We start from the raw sequence: 17948 nt of genomic DNA on the forward strand, positions 1-17948 counted from the left end.
CTCGCATCCACGGGTCAGCAGCGCTTCATCCCGGCCACGGCATCGGAGACGGAGCCGGCCCCGCCGAGCAGGGTGATCGCGGTGGTCTTCCAGCCGCCCATGGTGAGCGCGGTGGCGTTCGCGACGCAGGTCGGCAGGGTGATCAGCATCGGCTGGTGCAGGGCGCCCGCGAGGGCGGAGCCGACCAGCGCGTCCGGATAGTTCAGGCCGCTGGCCAGCAGCACCGTGCCGCCGCTCCCCGCGGGGAAGGCGGCCTGCGCAACGGCCTGCGACGTGCTGAACCGGTCCGGCCCGCTGTACCGGTGCAGGTTGGCCGCGCTACCCGTGACGAGGCCCGCCAGCTGGGTGTAGATCGGCGCCGTGACCACACCGGTTCCGCCGACCACCGAGATGGCGGCGGGGTGCAGGCTCTGGATGAAGGCCTTCGTCGTGGCGTCGAGGGTGTTCGCGTTGCCGGGGATCGTCAGCACGGGCGAACCGTTGAAGGCACCGGCCGCGGAGGCCGACAGCGAGTCGGGGAAGTCCTGGCCGGTCGCGATGTAGAGGTTCGCGATCGGCGTGCCGGTGTACGCACCCGCGACGACGGCGCGCGCCGTCGCATACCGGTCGGCGCCCTGTCGCCTCTCGACGGTGGCGTCCGGGAGGAGGGTCCTCAGGCTCTTCTCGACACCGGCCGACACCGCGCCCGTGCCGCCGACGATGATCACCTTCCCCGGGTTCAGGCGCTGCACCTCCGTCCCGATGACGGTGGGCAGGGTGGTGGGCTTGGTGAGCAGCACAGGGCCGCCCTCCGCGGCGGCGGCCGGACCTGCCACGAGGGCATCCGGGAAGTTCTCGCCGCTGGCGATGTACACGGTCTTCACCGGGGTCGACGAGTCAGGGAACCCGGCCTGCGAGACCGCCGCGGCCGTCGCGTACCGGTCAAGGCCCGAGAGACGGCGGGAGGAGACCGAGCCGACCTGCACGGCCGCGGTGGTGGTCGCCGACGCGCTGTTCGCGCCGTAACGGGAGACCGCGGTGACCAGGTGCATCCCAGCAGTGACGGAGGTGGCGGGCACGCTCCAGGTGCCGTTGGCGGCGACCGGCGCGGTGCCGATGGGCGTCCCGTCGACGGAGACGGACACGGAGTCCGCCGTCGTCGCGTTGGTGAGCTTGCCGGTCACCGCGGCGGAACCCGCCGCCCCGGCGGAGGTCGCGACCGTCGGCGCGTCCAGCTGCACCGCCGGCTCCCAGTCCGGGTGCGCGCTCATCACGCTGTCCGGCGCGCCCTGCATCGGGAAGACCGTGGAGAAGGCGCCCTTGTCCTTGCACGCGACGGAGGACCACGACCCGGCGGAGTTGATGCCGACCGCGTAGTTGCCGATCATCGCCGCGCCGCCGCTGTCGCCGTGGTACATGCACATCGTGGTGACCACCGAGTTGACCGTCTTGGTGTCGTCGACGGTCACCGTCTCGTTCACCGCGACGACCTTGCCGCAGGTCCAGCCGGTGGTGCGTCCGGACTTGCAGATCGAGGCGCCATTGGTGGCGGTGATCGTGCCGCGCACCGGAAGGGTGCTGCCGTTCCAGGTGGAGGTGAGCGGGCGAGGTGTCTGCGCGCCGCCGGTCACCGGGATGATGCCGGCGTCGCGTCCGCCTCCGAACTGGAAGGACGTGGAGTCGAGGTTGCCGATCGGCAGGCCGGCCGCGGTCGCGTCCTGGTTCGGCTTGGTCTGGTTGTAGCGGTAGGCCGTCACTGGGTCGGCGGGAACCGGGTCGTTCGCGAGCAGGCAGTGGCCGGCCGTGACGAGCGCCTTCGCGCCCGAGCGGTATCCGTTGAAGCCGGTCGAGCAGATGGAGATGTAGTCGGCGTTCAGCTCGAGGTACCAGCCCTGGCCGTTGTCCAGGTTGTCGTACGACGAGAAGGAGGTCGAGACCTCCGGCGCCGTCGGTGGCGTCGCGGCGGTCGGGTCGGCGCCGAGGGCCGAGACCGCGCGCTCCTGTGTGGCGCTCGTCGTGTGCACGCGGATCGTCGTGTCGTCGATCCAGACGTCGGCGGCCTTGACGCCGCTCTTCTCGAGCGCCGGCAGGATGTTCGAGGCCGTCGCGGCCGTCTGCGCCTGGTCGAGGTAGTGCTGGGGCGAGATGCCGAGGTCGCGCTGGACCGCCGCGCTCAGGCCCTGCGGCAGGTCGGACGGTCCGCCCGGCTGCGGCGTCGTGTCGGCTGCGCCGCCCGGGCCCGGTGCCGGCGCCGGGGCCGGGGTACCGGTGTCGGCGGGTGTCGACGGCTTCGGCGCCGTGAGCCCTGCCGGTTCCGCCTGTCTGCCGACGGCCTGCGGTGCGGTGGGCGCGCTCGCGCACCCCGCAAGCAGACCGATCGCCGCGACCAGAGTCACGGCCGCACCTGCGCGACGAATCATCGTTCCCCCTTGAGATAGGCGGGCTCGAGCGCCGAGCCCAGGTGCATCCTAGTGGGGCCGAAATACCTGCAGACGCGCAAAAACGGGTGACTTCGAGAATTGGAAGCCACCCGTTCGTGCGGGAACCCTGCCTGCGGTGTCTCCGCTCAGCGGCCGGTGGACGCCTTCGCGTTGGACTCGTACGAGGTGTTCGTGGACTCGAAGAAGTTCACGAGCTCCAGCGTGTCGTTGGCGGTCGCCATCCACTTGGCCGGGTTGGAGACCTTGTACTCGGCCTCGAAGCCCAGCTCCTCCAGGCGGCGGTCGGCCAGGTACTTGACGTACTGGTTGATGTAGTTGGCGTTCAGGCCCAGGATGCCGCCGGGCAGGAGGTCGCGGTTGTACTGCTCCTCCATCTCCACGGCGTCCAGGATCATCTGCTTGATCTCGGCGGCGAACTCCGGGGTCTGCAGGTCCGGGTTCTCCTCGAGCACCGTGAGGATGAGGTTGATGCCGAACTTGAGGTGCAGCGACTCGTCGCGCACCACCCAGTCGATCAGCGAGCCGAAGTTGCGCAGCAGGTTCCGCTGACGGAACGAGAGCGCCACCATGAAGCCCGAGTAGAACCAGATGCCCTCGAGGATCACGTTGTACGCGATGAGGTTGCGGATGAAGTCCTGCTTGCCCTCGGTCGTCGTGATGTCCAGCGCCTGCTCGGTCATCCGCTTGATGAAGGTGACCTCGAACTCCTCCTTCTTCGCCATCGACGGCACGTCGACATGGGAGTTGTATGCCTGCTCGCGGTCGATCGGGAACGTCTCGAGGACGTACTCGAACGACATGCAGTGGTTCGCCTCCTCCCACATCTGCTTGGCGAGGTAGAGGTGCGCCTCGGCCGCGTTGATGTAGGGATACACGCCGAAGGCGAGGGCCTTGTTCACGAGGAGCTCGTTCGGGTTGAAATAGCTCATCAGGAAGGTGACCGCGTGACGCTCCTCGTCGGTCATCTTCTTGAAGTCCGCGATGTCCTCGCCCAGCTGGATCTCGTTCGGGAACCAGGTGTTCGCGACGGCCTGGTCGTACAGGTCCATCGCCCACTGGTATTTGACCGGCTTCAGCAGCAGGCCCTCTTCAATTCCCGTTCCCAGGATGCCCATGGTGTTTCTCTCTCCTCGCTCACTTCTACTTGCTCACCGGCTGACGAGCAGCAGGACTCCACTCACCGGCATTCCCGTTCCCAGGATGCCCATGGTGTTTCTCTCTCCTCTATTGCTCAGGCTCGGTTGCCGGGTCGGGTCACTGGCAGGACTCGCACTGCAGGTCGTCCATCGGGTCGACCGGCACGTAGTACTCCTCGACGCGGGTGCTGTTCATCACTTGTCACCTCCCGCGGTGTTGGTGCTCAGGCCGCCGAAGCCGAACCCGCGGCGGGCGGGAGCAGCGGGGGCCGGAGCCGATGCGCTCTCGGCGGCCGGGGTGGCGGGCGCGGCAGCACCGACGCTCGCGAAGCCCTTGCGTCCTCCCGAGATCTCCTCGGACTTGTTGACCTTGACGGTCGACTGCTCGGCCTGATGACGCGGCTTCATGTGCAGGTAGTAGGTCGTCTTGACGCCCTTCTCCCACGCGGCGTAGTAGATGTCCATCATGTCGCCGAGGTCGCGCGTCTCGAGGTACATGTTGCGGCTGATCGCCTGGTCGATCCACTTCTGGGCGCGGGCCGCCACCTCGATGAAGGCATACGGCGAGAGCTGGAAGCTGGTCTTGAAGGCGGCCTTGATCTCGTCCGGGATGGCCGCGATGCCCTGGATGTCGCCCTGCGAGCGCAGGATGGACTCGCGGGTCTCCTCCCAGAGGCCGCGCTCCTGCAGCGCGCTGACCAGGTTGCGGTTGACCTCGAGGAACTTGCCCGAGGAGGTCGAACGGCTGAAGATCTGCGAGAACTGCGGGTCGAAGCCGGGGGTGGTGCCGGCGACGAGACCGATGGACGCGGTCGGCGCGATGGCCATGAGGGTCGCGTTGCGCATCCCGCCCTTGACCTTCTCGCGGAGGCGGTCCCAGTCGAGGCGGATCGTGCGGTCCACCGTGATCGGGGTGCCGCGGTCGGCCTCGGTGAGCGCGATCGAGTCGTACGGCACCAGGCCCTGCGACCAGCGCGATCCCTCGAAGTTCGGGTACGCGCCGCGCTCCTGGGCGAGGTCGGCGCTCTCGTCGATCGCCGCGTACGAGACGTGCTCCATGATCTCGTCGATCAGGGCGTACGCCTCCTCGCTCTCGTAGCTGAGGCCGAGCTTCTCGACGACGTCGGTGAAGCCCATCACGCCGAGACCGATCGCGCGGTTCTGCTGGTTGGAGAAGTCCGCCTCCGGGACGCTCGACACCGTGATGTCGATGAGGTTGTCCAGCTGGCGGACCGCCTGGCGGGCGCTCTCCTCGATGCGGGCGAAGTCCATCTTGCCGTCGACCAGGTGACGCGACAGGTTGATCGAGGCCAGGTTGCAGACGGAGACGTTGTCACGGTCCTGCGGCAGCGTGATCTCGGTGCAGAGGTTGGAGAGGTGGATCGTGCCCGTGTTGTTGTTCAGGGCGCGGTTGTTGATGGTGTCCTTCCAGGTCAGCCACGGGTGGCTGGTGGTCTGCAGGCTCATCAGGATGTCCTTGAACTGCGACCGCGCACTGATCTTCTTGAACATGCGCAGGTTGCCGGCCTCGGCCTCGTCGACGTAGTGCTGGTAGCGCTCCGAGAACTCCTTGCCGTAGAGCTCGTTGAGGTCGGCGACCTCCAGCGGGTCGAAGAGGTACCAGTCCTGGTCGTTCTGCACGCGCTTCATGAACTCGTCGCTGATCCACACCGCCGTGTTCGCCGTGCGGGTGCGGCGGTACGGGTCGCCCGAGTTCTGGCGCAGGTCGAGGAACTCCGGGAAGTCCATGTGCCAGTTCTCCATGTAGAAGCAGAGGGCGCCGAACTTCTTGCCGCCGCGGCTGACCGCGCGCAGCACCGAGTCGATGGTGTGCATGAACGGGATCGGGCCCGTGGAGGTGGTGTTGTTGGAGCGGATGGGCGAGCCCTGGGCGCGGAGCTTGGTGACCGAGAGGCCGATGCCGCCGGTGCCCTTGGTGAGCCACATGACGTCGCGGACCGACTTGGCGATGTGCTCGATGTCGTCCTGCATCTCCATGACGAAGCAATTAGAGAGCTGCGGGTAGGCGGTGCCGGCGTTCACCAGCGTGGAGCCGGCGGCCAGGTACTCGAGCTTCGACATCTTGTCGTAGAACGCGATCGCGTGGCTGGTGGGGTCGGCCTCGTTGAGGGAGAGGCCCATCGCGATGCGCATCCAGAAGTACTGCGGGACCTCGAGGGAGTCGCCGTTGCGCGCCTTGATGCCGTAGCGGTTGTTGAGGGTCACGACGCCGATGTACTTGAGCAGCTCGTCGCGCGACGGGTCGAGGTAACCGGCGAGGCGGTCGAGGTCGAAGAGGCCCGTGAAGCGGGAGTCGAGCAGGGTCTCGGAGACGCCGCGCTCGATGTACGCCCGGAAGTGGGAGGTGTGCAGCTCGACCAGCTCGTCGAAGCTCTCGTAGTCGCCGAGGACGCGCTTGTAGATCGTCTTGAGGAGCAGGCGCGCGGCCACCGTGTCGAACGCGGGGTCGTCCTTCACATTCTGGAGGGCGACCTGGATGACCGCCTCGTCCAGCTGCTGGGTGGTGATGCCGTCGAACAGGGTCAGCTCGAGCTCGCTCGCGATCTGGGTGACCCAGGTGATGTTCTCGTCCAGCCCGGCGGCGGCGTGCTCGATCGCCAGGTTGATCTTGTTCGCGTCGTACGGCTCGCGCTCGCCGTTGCGCTTCACGACAGTGATAGCCACGTTCTCTCCCTCTCGATGCGCCGCTCCCGTGAGCGGCCAGGCCTTGCGGATCCACGCCCGATCATCCCCGGGAACCGGTCGGTGCGTCTCCGTGCTGAACCACTATATAGCGGGCCCCCGACATTTCCATGCCCCCACATCTAGTGGGCGTGTCATCCACAGATGTGGGAAAGTTATGCACATTTCCACACCCTCTCGCGACGCCTCCCGGCCTCTTTCGGAGTCGGTGCCGACCGATAGAGTTGGAGGATTGTGAGCAGCTACTCGAGCCTTCTGAAGACGCCGGGCGTCGCGCGGATCATCGCCGCCCAGCTGACCGCCCGGTTCCCCTTCGGCATGCTCTCGCTGGCGTTCCTGCTCCACATCGAGCGCATCCACCACTCCTACGGAGCGGCCGGACTCGTGCTCGGCGCCATGAGCATCGGTCAGGCGATCGCCGGCCCGATGACGAGCCGCCTGATGGGCGTGCTCGGCATGCGCGCCGTGCTGTGGACGACGCTCGCCTTCTGCGCCGCGGCGGTCGCGGCGATCGGCGTCTTCGTCATGCCGATCCCGCTCACGATGGCCGTCGCGTTCTTCGCCGGTCTCAGCATGCCGCCCATCCAGCCGGCCGTGCGCACGATCTACCCGAAGATGGTCAACTCCCGGCAGCTCACCCCGCTGTTCTCGCTGGACGCGTCGTCGCAAGAGATCATCTGGATCGCCGGCCCGGTCGCGATCACGTTCGTCTCAACGCAGATCGGCACCGTCGAGGGCATCCTCATGTCGGTGGCGATCATGCTGCTCGGCGGCTTCTGGTTCATCGCGTCGCCCGAGGTCGGGCGCGTGCGCATCCCGCGCAGCAAGCGGCGGTTCGGGGTGGTCCTGACCCGCCCGCCCGTGCTGCTCGCGACCGTCGTCGGCTTCCTGCTCATCGGCTCGTGCTCCGCTGTCGAGGCCGGTGTCGTCGCGACCTTCGGCGAGGGGTCGCCGCTCGCCGGAATCGTGCTGGCGATCTGGTCGCTCGGCTCTCTGGTCGGCGGCCTTGCGTTCGGCCACGTGCCGATCGGGCCCTGGGCGACCGCACGCCGGATGCTCATCGTGTTCGTCGGCATCGTGCTCTCCACGTTCATGCTCTGGTCGTGGTGGGGCCTGTCGATCACGCTCCTCATCGCCGGTCTCGGCATCGCGCCCGCGCTCGCGGTGCTGTTCGCGATCGTCTCGGCGAGCGTGAAATTCTCCGACACCGCCGAGGCATACGGCTGGGTCGGCACCGGACAACTGATCGGCGCCGCGCTCGGCTCCGCCGTCGCCGGCTTCCTCATCGACTCCAGCGGGGCAATAGGCGCGTTCTGGGTCGCCGGCGCCTTCGCACTGGTCGGCTTCGTGGTCCCGGCCCTCGCGCACCGCTTCCACCCCGACCTGCGCGGCCGCGACGCCTCCCCGATCCCGGACACCGAGCCGGTCCCGGTCCAGCCCTCGTAGCTCTTCGTGAGTCGCTCGTTGTTGCTGTCGACACGCCGGCAGCATCCGCAACAACGAGCAACTCACCGTGGGAGCTGTGGATAGGTCCCCCGGGGATTCACGTGGGTGCGAGGGTGGGGGGATGCCAGCTGAGCACGTGTTCTCGACGACGGACGGGCGTCGCAACGGCCTGACCCCGGCGCAACTCCGGTCGCGCGCATTCCTGCGTCCGATCCGCGGCGTACGTATCTCCGCCGAATCGGACGAATTCGAGGCACGCCTTATGGCGTTCGCGGTGCACCGTTCCTGGAGGGACTTCGTCTTCAGCCACAGCACGGCCGCCCGCCTCCTCGGCATCCCGCTGCCGCTCTATTGCGGTCGGGATGTCCACGTCAGCGTCCCCGCGGGCGCCCGAGCCCCCGCGATCAGCGGATACGTCGGACATGCTCTCACCCGCTGGTCGGTGACGGAGGTGGGAGGATTCCCCGTCACCTCGCCGGCGCAGACCTGGCTCGACCTGGCGACCATGCTGCATCCCGAGGATCTCGTCATCGCCGGCGACCACCTCGTCGGCGCGAAAGCTCCGCTCGCGACCGTCGAGGAGCTCCGCGCAGCGATCGCGGCATCGGCCGGTCGACGCGGTTCCGGTCGCGCGCGATCGGCGCTTGATCGCGTGCGGATCGGTTCCGAGTCGCCCGGCGAGACCCGGCTCCGCCTGCTGATCGCGGACGCGGGCCTTCCTGAGCCGGTCCTCAATCACAACATCCTCGACCCCGGCGGCGCATTCATTGCCCGAGTGGACCTCGCCTATCCGGAGCGACGCGTCGCGCTGGAATACGAGGGTGACATCCATCGCGTCGACCGCCGCACCTGGATGAATGACATCTCCCGTCGCGAGCGCGTCGAGGATCTGGGATGGCGGATGATCCGCATCACCGCGGACGATCTGCACCGCCCTGCGCCCCTCCTCATTCGCATCCGCCGTCTCCTCAGCACGCGCCCCACACGCTCCTCCAAGTGAGTCGCTCGTCGTTGCGGTCGCCCACGGCGTGTCGACCGCAACGACGAGCGACTCACGGGGACTTACGAGAGGAGGCGGGTCACCAGCGGGGGTGGATGGCGGCGCGGAAGTGGGTGTCGTAGAGGGAGTGGACGGCGGCGTCGAAGCCGTCGGGGAGGCGCACGGCGGCCGCGGCCGCGTTGGCGCGGGCCTGCTCGGGCGAACGTGCGCCCGGGATGACCGAGGTCACGCCATCCTGCGCGACGATCCACGCGATCGCGGCCTGGGCGGGGGTCGCGCCCTCCGGCACGAGGGCCGCGAACTCGCGCGCGGCACGCACGCCCGTCTCGAAGTCGACGCCGGAGAAGGTCTCGCCGACGTCGAACGCCTCGCCGTGGCGGTTGTAGCTGCGGTGGTCGTCCGCGGAGAACTCGGTCGTCTCGCTGTAGCGGCCGCTCAGCAGGCCTGATGCCAGAGGAACGCGGGCGATGATCCCGACCCCCGCCTCCCGGGCGGCCGGGAGCACCTCATCTAGCGGCTTCAGCCGGAAGGCGTTCAGGATGATCTGCACGCTCGCCGTGCCGGGCCGGGCGATCGCAGCGAGTGCCTCGGCGCAGGTCTCCACGCTGACGCCGTAGTTCGCGATCGCGCCGTCGGCGACCAGTGTGTCCAGCGCGTCGTGGACCGCATCGGAGGAGAACACCGGCGTCGGCGGGCAGTGCAGCTGGACGAGGTCGAGCGTGTCGACGCCGAGGTTGCGGCGGGAGCGATCCGTCCAGTCGCGGAACTTCGCGAGCGTGAAGTTCGCGGGGTCCTGCTCCTCGCGGCGGCCCATCTTGGTCGCGACGGTCAGAGGCAGCTCGGGGTGCGCGGCTCGATAGCGCCCGATCAGCTGCTCGCTGCGCCCATCGCCGTAGACGTCCGCGGTGTCGAAGAAGGTGACACCGGATGCGGTGGCCGCGTCGAGCACGGCCATCGCGTCGGCCTCCGACACGTCGCCCCAGTCGGCGCCGAGCTGCCAGGTCCCGAGTCCGACGACGGAGACCTCGCGGCCCGTCCTGCCAAGCGTGCGCTGTTCCATCCCGTCAGCCTAAGCGGCACCACGCGAGTACGCGGAAAGTGCGCCGAAAACCGCCGAGTACGCGGATCATCCACGTACTCGGCGGTTCGGGTGGTCAGGCCGCGGCCTCCGTGACCTCCTGGTTGCGGAAGTGCCCGGCCAGCATCGCGACCACCCCGACCGCGGCCCAGCCCAGCAGCACGAGCCACGGGAACGCGGTGGAGGCGTCCGGGAAGTAGGAGAGGTCGCGCAGCAGCGTCACGGATGCGCCAGGAACGAACCACTGCCCGATCTCGCCCCACGGCCCCACGAGGAACTGCAACGGCTGCGCCGCCGACGAGATCGGGTTGCCGACGAGCACCGTCAGCACCGCTCCGACCGCGATGCCCGGGCGGCCGAGCAGCGCGTTCATCCCGACGATGAACGCGGCGGTCGCGAACAGCGACAGCCCGACGGCGAGCGCGTTGAGCCAGAAGCTCCCCTGCAGGATGCCGAACCAGCCCTGCATGATACCCACGATGGCGAGGCCTCCGACGGCGGCGTACGCCGCCACGACCGTGAGCCGCCGCCAGCTTCCTGCCACCAGCAGCGAGATGAGCAGACCGCCGATCATCCCGCCCAGGACGAGCGGGAACGCCGCCGCCGTCAGTCCTACCCCGCGGGAGTCGGTGGAGGCGAGCGGCACGACGTCCGTGACGGGCACCGTGATCGTGGGTGCCGCAGTGCCGGCAGGCGCTCTCCCTGCGGCGATCGCCTGCTTCACGGCCGCAGCCGCCTGGGCGTTCGCCTGCTCCTGCAGTGTGCCAGCCACCCCGGTGAGCAGCTGGGTCACCGCCGCCCCGTTCGCCGACGCGGTCAGCACCTCGGGCTTGTCGCCGAGGATGATCGCGCCGTAGACGTCCCTGGTGCGGATGCGGTCGACCGCATCCTGCCTCGTCGAGACCGCGGTCACGTCGAACGCGCCGTCGGCGGCCGCGTCGAGCTGCTTCTCGACCGCGCTCACCTGCGCGGCCGGGCCGGCGATCGCGATCGGGAGGTCCTTGACCGAGGAGGTGACCGTCGGCCAGAGGAACGCGAGCAGGAGCACGACGACGGCCGCGGCGGCGCCGAGGGCGAGCACGAGGGCGCGCGGCCACGGCGTGCGCGGGCCGCGCGGGCCTGGCGCGCCGGGCGCCGGCGGTCGACCGTCCGCGGTCTGGGGCGGAGCGGCGAGGGAGGTGTCGGTGACCATGATGAACTCCAAACAAAACGAATACTCGTTCTTTATGGTGAGTCCGCGACACGGTATTGTCAAGAACGATCATTCTTTTTGCGCACGCATCGTGCACGACGGAGGAGCAAGGGATGCCGAAGGTCACGGAGGAGCACCGCGTCGCCCGCAAGCACCAGATCGCCCGGGCTGCGCTCCGCTGCTTCGCCCGCAACGGCTTCGCGGCCACCTCGATGGCTGACATCATCGCCGAGTCCGGGCTGTCGGCCGGAGCGATCTACGGGCACTACAAGAGCAAGGACGAGCTGATCGCGCTCGCGGTGTCCGAGATCCTGGACGCGCGCTTCCTCGAGGTCGCGGAGATCCGCGCCCAGGACCCGCTGCCCGCGCCGGGCGAGGTCGTCCGCACGCTCGTCACCGGCATCCTCACGCAGATCGGCGAGGTCCAGCTGCTGATCCAGGTGTGGGGCCAGGTCCCCATCAACCCCGAGCTGCGCACGATGGCCGCCGCGGTCGGCGGCCGCGTCCGGACGATGTTCGCCGACTACCTCACACAGTGGTTCGGCCGCGACCGCTCCCCCGCCGAGGCGCGGGCGCTCGGCGAGCGGTACTGCTCGCTGTACGTCGGGATCGTGCAGGGCTTCATGACGCAGACCGTGCTCTTCGAGGACTTCGACGGCGACGCGTATCTGGATGCGGTGAGCGCCATCCACCTGGCCGGCTGACGCCCCCGCTCCTCGGCCGTCAGCCGCACGCCGCGGCGACCACCCGCGCGAGCCGCTTGCGGATGATGTGGTCGTTCGCCTCCACCCGGTGCATCGTCACGTGCCGCATCGTCTCGATCACGGCGAGGCTGCCGGGCGCGATGAACGCATCCAGCGTTCCGTAGACGACCTGCACGGGCACCCGCACCCTGGAGAGATCGCTGACGACCGTCTGCCGTTCGATGCAGTTCTCCAGCGAGCGCACGAACGGCGTCCAATTGCGCTCGGTGATCTCGAAGACGCCCTTGATCGGCAGCATCCGGGCGAGGATGCCGGCGTTGCGGATGGTGAAGTCCTTATTGGCGCGGAGGAACTCGTACGCGCGCAGGTAGGCGCTCACCCGGCTGCGGACGCGCCGGTCGCCGATCTCGGCCGGGCTGCCGTAGATCGGCGGGCCGACGAGCACCAGACGGGACAGGGCGGAGGGATGCTGAGCGGCGTAGCGCGTGACGATCAGGCTCCCGAGCGAGTGCCCCACGAGCACGAACGGCTCGCGCAGCCGCAGAGACCGAAGCGTCCTTGCCAGGGCCGCCTCGTGCTCCTCGATCGTGTACCGGGCGTCGGCGGGGGCGGGCGAGCGCCCGAAGCCGAGGATGTCGATGGAGATCACCCGGTGCGTCGGCTCGAGAAGCGGCACGAGGTTCTGGAAGGTGACGGACGACGACGCGATCCCGTGCACGAGCACGACCACCGGACCCTCGCCCTCGTCGCCCGCGATGTGCAGCAGCGGAGCGCGCCGGAGCAGACGGTCCAGCGCGCGGCCCAGCCGCCCCCGCTCGGCCACTAGGTGCTCCGCTCGTCCGGCCACCACGACGGGGTGAGCCGCGCCACCAGGGCGAGGAACGCGTCGACGTCGCGCGGCCGCGGACGGCTCAGCCAGACGTCGATCGCACCGATGATGCCGTCGGCGAGGTAGCGCTCGATGGTGCGGCGGTCGATGTCGTCGGCGGCGGGCACCGAGACGCTGCGCTGGTCGAGCAGCAGCTCGATGGACCCCTGGAAATGCTCGCTGAGCATGGCGTGCAGGCTCGCGTCCCCGCTCTCGGCGCCGAGGCCGCGGCGGTAGATCGCGTCGTGCGCGTCCACGTGCTGCAGCACCGCCCTGGTGACCCCGCTGACCGCGGCGACCGCGTCCTCCGGCGCCACATCGACGAGGTAGGAGGCGCGGAGCTCATCCAGGTCGGCGCGGAGAACCCGCCGCAGCAGCTCCGCCGGCGACGACGCGTACGTGTAGACGGTCGATCGGTGAACGCCCGCCGCGGCGGCGAGGCCGGAGACGGTGACCTCGGTGATGGGGCCTGCGGTGGCGAGATCCTGGACGGCGGCGCTCAGGCTCGCGAGCGTCTTCTCCTGCCTGGCATCCACCAGACGATCGTACAATGGAGTTATCCGACAGTTGTCGGATAACGAAAGGAGATTTCCATGGCTCAGTACGATGTCGCCGACCGGTCCGCCATCGTCACGGGAGGCGGGTCCGGCATCGGCCGCGCCGTCGCCCTCACCCTCGCCGCGAGCGGCGCCGCCGTTCTCGTCACCGACCTGAACGAGGAGCGCGCGCAGGCGGTCGTCGCCGAGATCCAGGCGGCAGGAGGCACCGCAGCCGCCCTCGCCGGCGACGTCACCGATCCCGCGTTCGCCGCCGCCAGTGTCGAGGCCGCGCAGAAGCTCGCGCCGCTGAAGATCGCGGTGAACAACGCCGGCATCGGCGGCGAGGCAGCACCCGTCGCCGACTACTCGCTCGACGGCTGGCGGAAGGTCATCGAGGTCAACCTCAACGCCGTCCTCTACTCGATGCAGCCGCAGCTGACCGCGATGGCGGAGAACGGCGGAGGCGCCATCGTCAACATGGCGTCCATCCTCGGCGCGGTCGGCTTCCCGAACTCGTCGGCGTACGTCACTGCCAAGCACGGCCTCGTCGGCCTCACCCAGAACGCGGCGCTCGAGTACGCCGACAAGAAGGTGCGCGTCGTCGCCGTCGGCCCCGGCTTCATCAAGACCCCGCTCGTCGAGGCCAACATGAGCGCAGAGGCCCTGCAGTTCCTGGAGAGCAAGCACGCCCTCGGCCGCCTCGGCGAGCCCGAGGAGGTCGCCGCCCTCGTCGCTTTCCTCGCCTCGGACGCCGCGAGCTTCATCACCGGCAGCTACCACCTGGTCGACGGCGGCTACACCGCCCAGTGATCCCCTGCCGTGCCCGGTCACGCTCCCCTAGGCTGAGGAGCGTGACCGAGCACGACGACCTCCTGAGCGATGACCGGATCGAACGATTCCGCGCGCGAGCGGCGCAGTACGACGCCGAGAACCGTTTCTTCACCGAGGACTTCGCTGAGCTGGCGGAGGCCGGCTACCTGAAGGCGCTGGTCCCGGTCGAGTTCGGTGGCCTCGGCCTCTCCCTCGAGCAGACCGCCCGGCTGCAGGTCCGGCTGGCCGGCGCGGCGCCCGCGACGGCGCTCGCGGTCAACATGCACCTGGTCTGGACGGGTATCGCCAAGACCCTGCGCGACCGCGGCGACGACTCCCTCGAGTTCCTGCTGCGCGAGGCGGGCGCGGGTGAGGTCTTCGCGTTCGGGCTGAGCGAGGCGGGCAACGACCTGGTCCTCTTCGGCTCGACGACGGACGCGCGTCCGCAGCCGGACGGCGGCTACCGCTTCCACGGCACCAAGATCTTCACCTCCCTCTCCCCCGCCTGGACGCGACTCGGGACGATGGGCCTCGACACGACGAGCGCTGATGCGCCCAAGATCGTCTACGGCTTCATCGACCGCACCGGCGGCGGCTTCGAGATCCGCGAGGACTGGGACACCGTCGGGATGCGCGCCACGCAGAGCAACACGACCGTCCTCGACGGCGCGCTCGCTCCGGCCGACCGCGTCGTCCGCCGCCTCGACCCCGGTCCCAACCCCGACCCGCTCGTGTTCGCGATCTTCGCGAACTTCGAGATCCTGCTCGCCGCCGTCTACACCGGCATCGGCGCGCGGGCGCTCGAGCTCGCGGTCGCCTCCGCGCACCGCAGGAAGAGCCTGAAGAACGATGGCCGCAGCTACGCGAGCGACCCGGACATCCGCTGGCGGGTCGCCGAGGCGGCGATCGATCAGGATGCGCTCCTCCCACAGCTGGACGCGATCGCCAGGGACGTCGACACCCTCGCCGACAACGGCGCTCAGTGGTTCCCGAAGCTCGTCGGCATGAAGGTGCGCGCCACCGAGACCGCGCGGCGGGTCGTTGACCAGGCCATCCGGGTCTCCGGCGGCTCCAGCTACTTCTCCGGGAACGAGCTCGGCCGGCTGTACCGCGACGTGCTGGCCGGGCTGTTCCACCCCTCCGACGCCGAGTCGGCCCACAACACCGTCGCCAACGCCTGGCTCGGCCCGGCGGAGGACTGAGAGGAGCAGGATGCGCCCCATCACCGCCCAGGACTTCGCCACGCGGCTCTCCCGCGGCGCCGAGCACGCCAGAGAGGCCGGCTTCGACGGGCTCCTGATCGCGCCGGGTCCAGACCTCGCGTACTTCGCGGACTACCTCCCGATCGCCACCACCGAGCGCATCACGCTGCTCGTCGTTCCCGCCGAGGGCGAGCCGACCATGATCGTCCCCGTGCTGGAGCATGACAGCGCGGCCGAGACCACCGCAGCGGGCACCTTCCGCATCGTCGACTGGCGCGACGGCCAGGACGAGTACGTCCCCACCGCCGCGCTGCTCAACGCCGCCGGCCGGTACGCGGTCTCCGACGCCCTGTGGGCCATGCACCTGCTCGGCCTGCAGGAGAAGCTTCCGGAGGCGCGGTTCGAGTCCCTCTCCCACGCGCTGCCGATGCTGCGCGCGGTGAAGGGCCCCGACGAGATCGACCGCCTCGCCGCCGCAGGCGCCGCCGCCGACGCGACCTTCGAGGACATCCTCGGCGTCCGGTTCGCGGGACGGACCGAGAACGAGGTGGCCGCCGACCTCGCGCACCTGCTGCGCGAGCACGGGCACGCGCAGGTGGACTTCACCGTCGTCGGGTCCGGCCCGAACGGCGCCAACCCGCATCACGAGGCAGGCGAGCGCACCATCCTCGACGGGGACATGGTGGTGCTCGACTTCGGCGGGATCATGGACGGCTACGGGTCGGACACCACCCGCACCGTGCACGTCGGTGAGCCGACGGACGAGGAGCACGAGGTCTTCGAGGTCGTCAAGCGCGCCCAGCAGGCCGCGTTCGATGCGGTCGCCGTCGGTGTCGCGTGCCAGGAGATCGACAGGGCTGCGCGGGCGGTGATCGCCGACGCGGGATACGGCGAGTACTTCATCCACCGCGTCGGCCACGGCATCGGGATGACCACCCACGAGCCGCCGTACATGGTCGAGGGCGAGGAGCGGCCGATCGAGGCCGGGATGTGCTTCTCCATCGAGCCGGGGATCTACCTGCCCGGCCGTTTCGGCGTCCGGATCGAGGACATCGTCGTGGCCGACCACGACGGCGCCCACCGCCTCAACAACACCAGCCGCGAGCTGCACATCGTCCAGTGACGGCAGCGACGGCCGACCGCGACGCGGAGCGACGGCGGGCGCTCCGCCGGATGAAGCTGCTGGCGACCGGACTGCTGATCGTCGCCGCGGTGGTGTTCGCCGTGGCGTTCGCGCTGCAGGAGCGCTACCCGTGGCTCGGCTACGTCCGGGCCGCGGCCGAGGGCGCGATGGTCGGTGCGCTGGCGGACTGGTTCGCGGTGACCGCGCTGTTCCGGCACCCGCTCGGGCTGCGCATCCCGCACACGGCGATCATCCCGACCCGCAAGGACGAGATCGGCGAGAGCCTCGGCGAGTTCGTGGAGACCAATTTCCTCTCCGACGAGGTGGTCGCCGGCCGGCTCGGCACGCTCGACCTGGCCGGCGCGATCGCGGACTGGCTCGCCCGACCGGCCAACGCGCGGCGGGTGGTCACCGAGGTCTCCGGCGGGCTGACCGGGATCGCCGGACTGCTCGACGACGACAGGATGCGCGATGCGGTGGAGGCGGTGGTCCGCACCCACATCGTGGAACCGAAATGGGGCCCGCCGCTCGGACGCCTCGGCGATCGGGTGCTCGCCTCCGGCGGACACCGCGAGGCGGTGGACCTGCTGCTCGACCGGCTGGACGACTGGCTCGCCGCGCATCCCGAGGCCTTGGCGCAGCTCGTCTCGGGCCGGCTGCCGTCGTGGATGCCGTCGTTCGTCGACCGACTGGTGGACGACCGCGTGCACGCCGAACTGCGCCGGTTCGTGTCCGACGTTCGGCGCGACCCCGACCACCGGCTGCGGCACGCGCTCGACGACTACCTCGCCGACGTCGCCGCCCGGCTGCAGAACGACCCGGCCACCATCGAGCGGCTGGAGGACGCCAAGGCGCGCGCGTTCGACGACCCGCGCATCCGCGAGCTCGCCGCCTCCGCCTGGTCGGCCGCCCGGGCGGCCGCCGTGGACGCGCTGTCCGATCCGCAGAGCGAGCTGCGCCGCCGGGCGACGGCCGCCGTCGCCGATGCCGCCGCGCGCGTCACCCGCGACCCCGAGTTGCGGGCGTCGCTGAACACCCGGCTCGCCGACGCCGCCCTGCACCTGGTGTCCACCTACCGGCACGACATCGCGAGCATCATCTCCGACACCGTTCGCGGCTGGGATGCGGCGGAGACGACCGACAAGATCGAGACCCAGGTGGGCCGCGACCTGCAGTTCATCCGGATCAACGGCACGGTCGTCGGCGCCCTCGCCGGCTTCGCGATCTACGCGGTGGCCACCGCCATCTCCGCGGCCCTCTGAGCAGCGCGCCGACCGCCGAGGGGCACGTTGTTGTCGCTTTTTTGCACGCGGAAGCGACAATAACGTGCCCCTCGGCGGGGCTATGCCCGGCGCAGGGTGCGGCGGCGCACGAACGGCAGCGCGAGGAGGCGCCAGCCGACGAGGAAGACGCCGAGCACCGCGAACGCGACGGCGATGAAGCTCGGCTGCACGCCCTGACCCGCCGAGGTGCGGATGAGCATCCCGAGCGCGACGGTCATCAGCCAGATCGGGATGCCCGGCCAGACGACGGCGAGCGGGCGCCGCCATGCCCAGGTGACAAGCCAGCCAGCGACCAGCCCGACCAGGAACGGCCAGAGCGTCGTGAGGACGCCGAGCAGGCTGCCGGCCTCGCCGTGGCTGCGGCGGCCGACCAGCACGAACACGGTGACGAGGACGGCGTCGATCACGAACGCCACGAGCGCTGTCCTCCAGGATTTCACGCGG

At 69.7% G+C, this 17948-nt stretch carries 15 protein-coding genes; 7 read left to right on the forward strand and 8 right to left on the reverse strand.

Annotated features, from left to right (window positions below; genetic code table 11):
* Positions 1-14: 14 nt before the first annotated feature.
* The 3 genes from AAME72_RS00850 to AAME72_RS00860 form a co-directional block, all read right to left on the reverse strand.
* Positions 15-2399: a cell wall-binding repeat-containing protein gene (locus AAME72_RS00850; RefSeq protein WP_348788371.1), complete on the reverse strand. Its 2385-nt coding sequence runs from the start codon at positions 2397-2399 to the stop codon at positions 15-17.
* A gap of 146 nt (positions 2400-2545) precedes the next feature.
* Entirely contained in the window at positions 2546-3535 is a 990-nt protein-coding gene (locus AAME72_RS00855) for a ribonucleotide-diphosphate reductase subunit beta (RefSeq protein ID WP_314147501.1), read from the reverse strand.
* Positions 3536-3751: 216 nt separating this feature from the next.
* The gene (locus tag AAME72_RS00860) at positions 3752-6241 is read right to left on the reverse strand and encodes a ribonucleoside-diphosphate reductase subunit alpha (protein WP_348788372.1); all 2490 of its coding nucleotides are present in this window, start codon (positions 6239-6241) and stop codon (positions 3752-3754) included.
* A gap of 252 nt (positions 6242-6493) precedes the next feature.
* Between AAME72_RS00860 and AAME72_RS00865 the strand changes: the two genes are divergently transcribed.
* Both AAME72_RS00865 and AAME72_RS00870 read left to right on the forward strand, forming a co-directional pair.
* Positions 6494-7705 carry an MFS transporter gene (locus AAME72_RS00865; protein WP_348788373.1) on the forward strand — a complete coding sequence of 404 codons (1212 nt, stop codon included), beginning with the start codon at positions 6494-6496 and terminating at the stop codon, positions 7703-7705.
* A gap of 121 nt (positions 7706-7826) precedes the next feature.
* Positions 7827-8705 (forward strand): hypothetical protein, encoded by an 879-nt coding sequence (locus AAME72_RS00870; protein ID WP_348788374.1) that lies wholly within the window; start codon positions 7827-7829, stop codon positions 8703-8705.
* 79 nt (positions 8706-8784) lie between these two features.
* Here the strand turns inward: AAME72_RS00870 and AAME72_RS00875 are convergent, their stop codons facing one another.
* The gene (locus AAME72_RS00875) at positions 8785-9765 is read right to left on the reverse strand and encodes an aldo/keto reductase (protein WP_348788375.1); all 981 of its coding nucleotides are present in this window, start codon (positions 9763-9765) and stop codon (positions 8785-8787) included.
* 94 nt (positions 9766-9859) lie between these two features.
* Positions 9860-10975, reverse strand: coding sequence for an ABC transporter permease (locus AAME72_RS00880; RefSeq protein WP_348788376.1), 1116 nt, complete (start codon positions 10973-10975; stop codon positions 9860-9862).
* Positions 10976-11088: 113 nt separating this feature from the next.
* Here AAME72_RS00880 and AAME72_RS00885 point away from each other — a divergent pair, with 113 nt between their 5' ends.
* Positions 11089-11679 carry a TetR/AcrR family transcriptional regulator gene (locus AAME72_RS00885; RefSeq protein WP_348788377.1) on the forward strand — a complete coding sequence of 197 codons (591 nt, stop codon included), beginning with the start codon at positions 11089-11091 and terminating at the stop codon, positions 11677-11679.
* Positions 11680-11698: 19 nt separating this feature from the next.
* Here AAME72_RS00885 and AAME72_RS00890 read toward each other — a convergent pair whose 3' ends face one another.
* A complete protein-coding gene (locus AAME72_RS00890) occupies positions 11699-12502 on the reverse strand; it encodes an alpha/beta hydrolase (RefSeq protein ID WP_348788378.1) in 804 nt (267 codons plus the stop codon).
* Positions 12502-13083 (reverse strand): TetR/AcrR family transcriptional regulator, encoded by a 582-nt coding sequence (locus tag AAME72_RS00895; RefSeq protein WP_348788379.1) that lies wholly within the window; start codon positions 13081-13083, stop codon positions 12502-12504. Before AAME72_RS00895 ends, AAME72_RS00890 begins: the two co-directional genes overlap by 1 nt.
* A 57-nt stretch (positions 13084-13140) precedes the next feature.
* On the opposite strand from AAME72_RS00895, the gene AAME72_RS00900 reads away from it, so the two are divergent.
* Genes AAME72_RS00900 through AAME72_RS00915 form a run of 4 tightly spaced genes read left to right on the forward strand, consistent with a single transcriptional unit; the run spans position 13141 to position 17483 of the window.
* A complete protein-coding gene (locus AAME72_RS00900) occupies positions 13141-13896 on the forward strand; it encodes an SDR family NAD(P)-dependent oxidoreductase (RefSeq protein WP_348788380.1) in 756 nt (251 codons plus the stop codon).
* Between the two features lie 41 nt (positions 13897-13937).
* Positions 13938-15098, forward strand: a complete 1161-nt coding sequence (locus tag AAME72_RS00905; protein ID WP_348788381.1) for an acyl-CoA dehydrogenase family protein — start codon at positions 13938-13940, stop codon at positions 15096-15098.
* A 10-nt stretch (positions 15099-15108) separates the two neighbouring features.
* A complete protein-coding gene (locus AAME72_RS00910) occupies positions 15109-16221 on the forward strand; it encodes an aminopeptidase P family protein (protein ID WP_348788382.1) in 1113 nt (370 codons plus the stop codon).
* On the forward strand, positions 16218-17483 hold the full coding sequence (locus tag AAME72_RS00915; protein ID WP_348788383.1) for a DUF445 domain-containing protein: 1266 nt from the start codon (positions 16218-16220) through the stop codon (positions 17481-17483). Before AAME72_RS00910 ends, AAME72_RS00915 begins: the two co-directional genes overlap by 4 nt.
* Before the next feature lie 80 nt (positions 17484-17563).
* Here the strand turns inward: AAME72_RS00915 and AAME72_RS00920 are convergent, their stop codons facing one another.
* Complete coding sequence (locus AAME72_RS00920; RefSeq protein WP_348788384.1) at positions 17564-17944, reverse strand: DUF3054 domain-containing protein; 381 nt, start codon at positions 17942-17944, stop codon at positions 17564-17566.
* Positions 17945-17948: the final 4 nt, after the last annotated feature.

The organism is Leifsonia sp. NPDC080035 (assembly GCF_040050925.1).
Classification (GTDB): Bacteria; Actinomycetota; Actinomycetes; order Actinomycetales; family Microbacteriaceae; genus Leifsonia.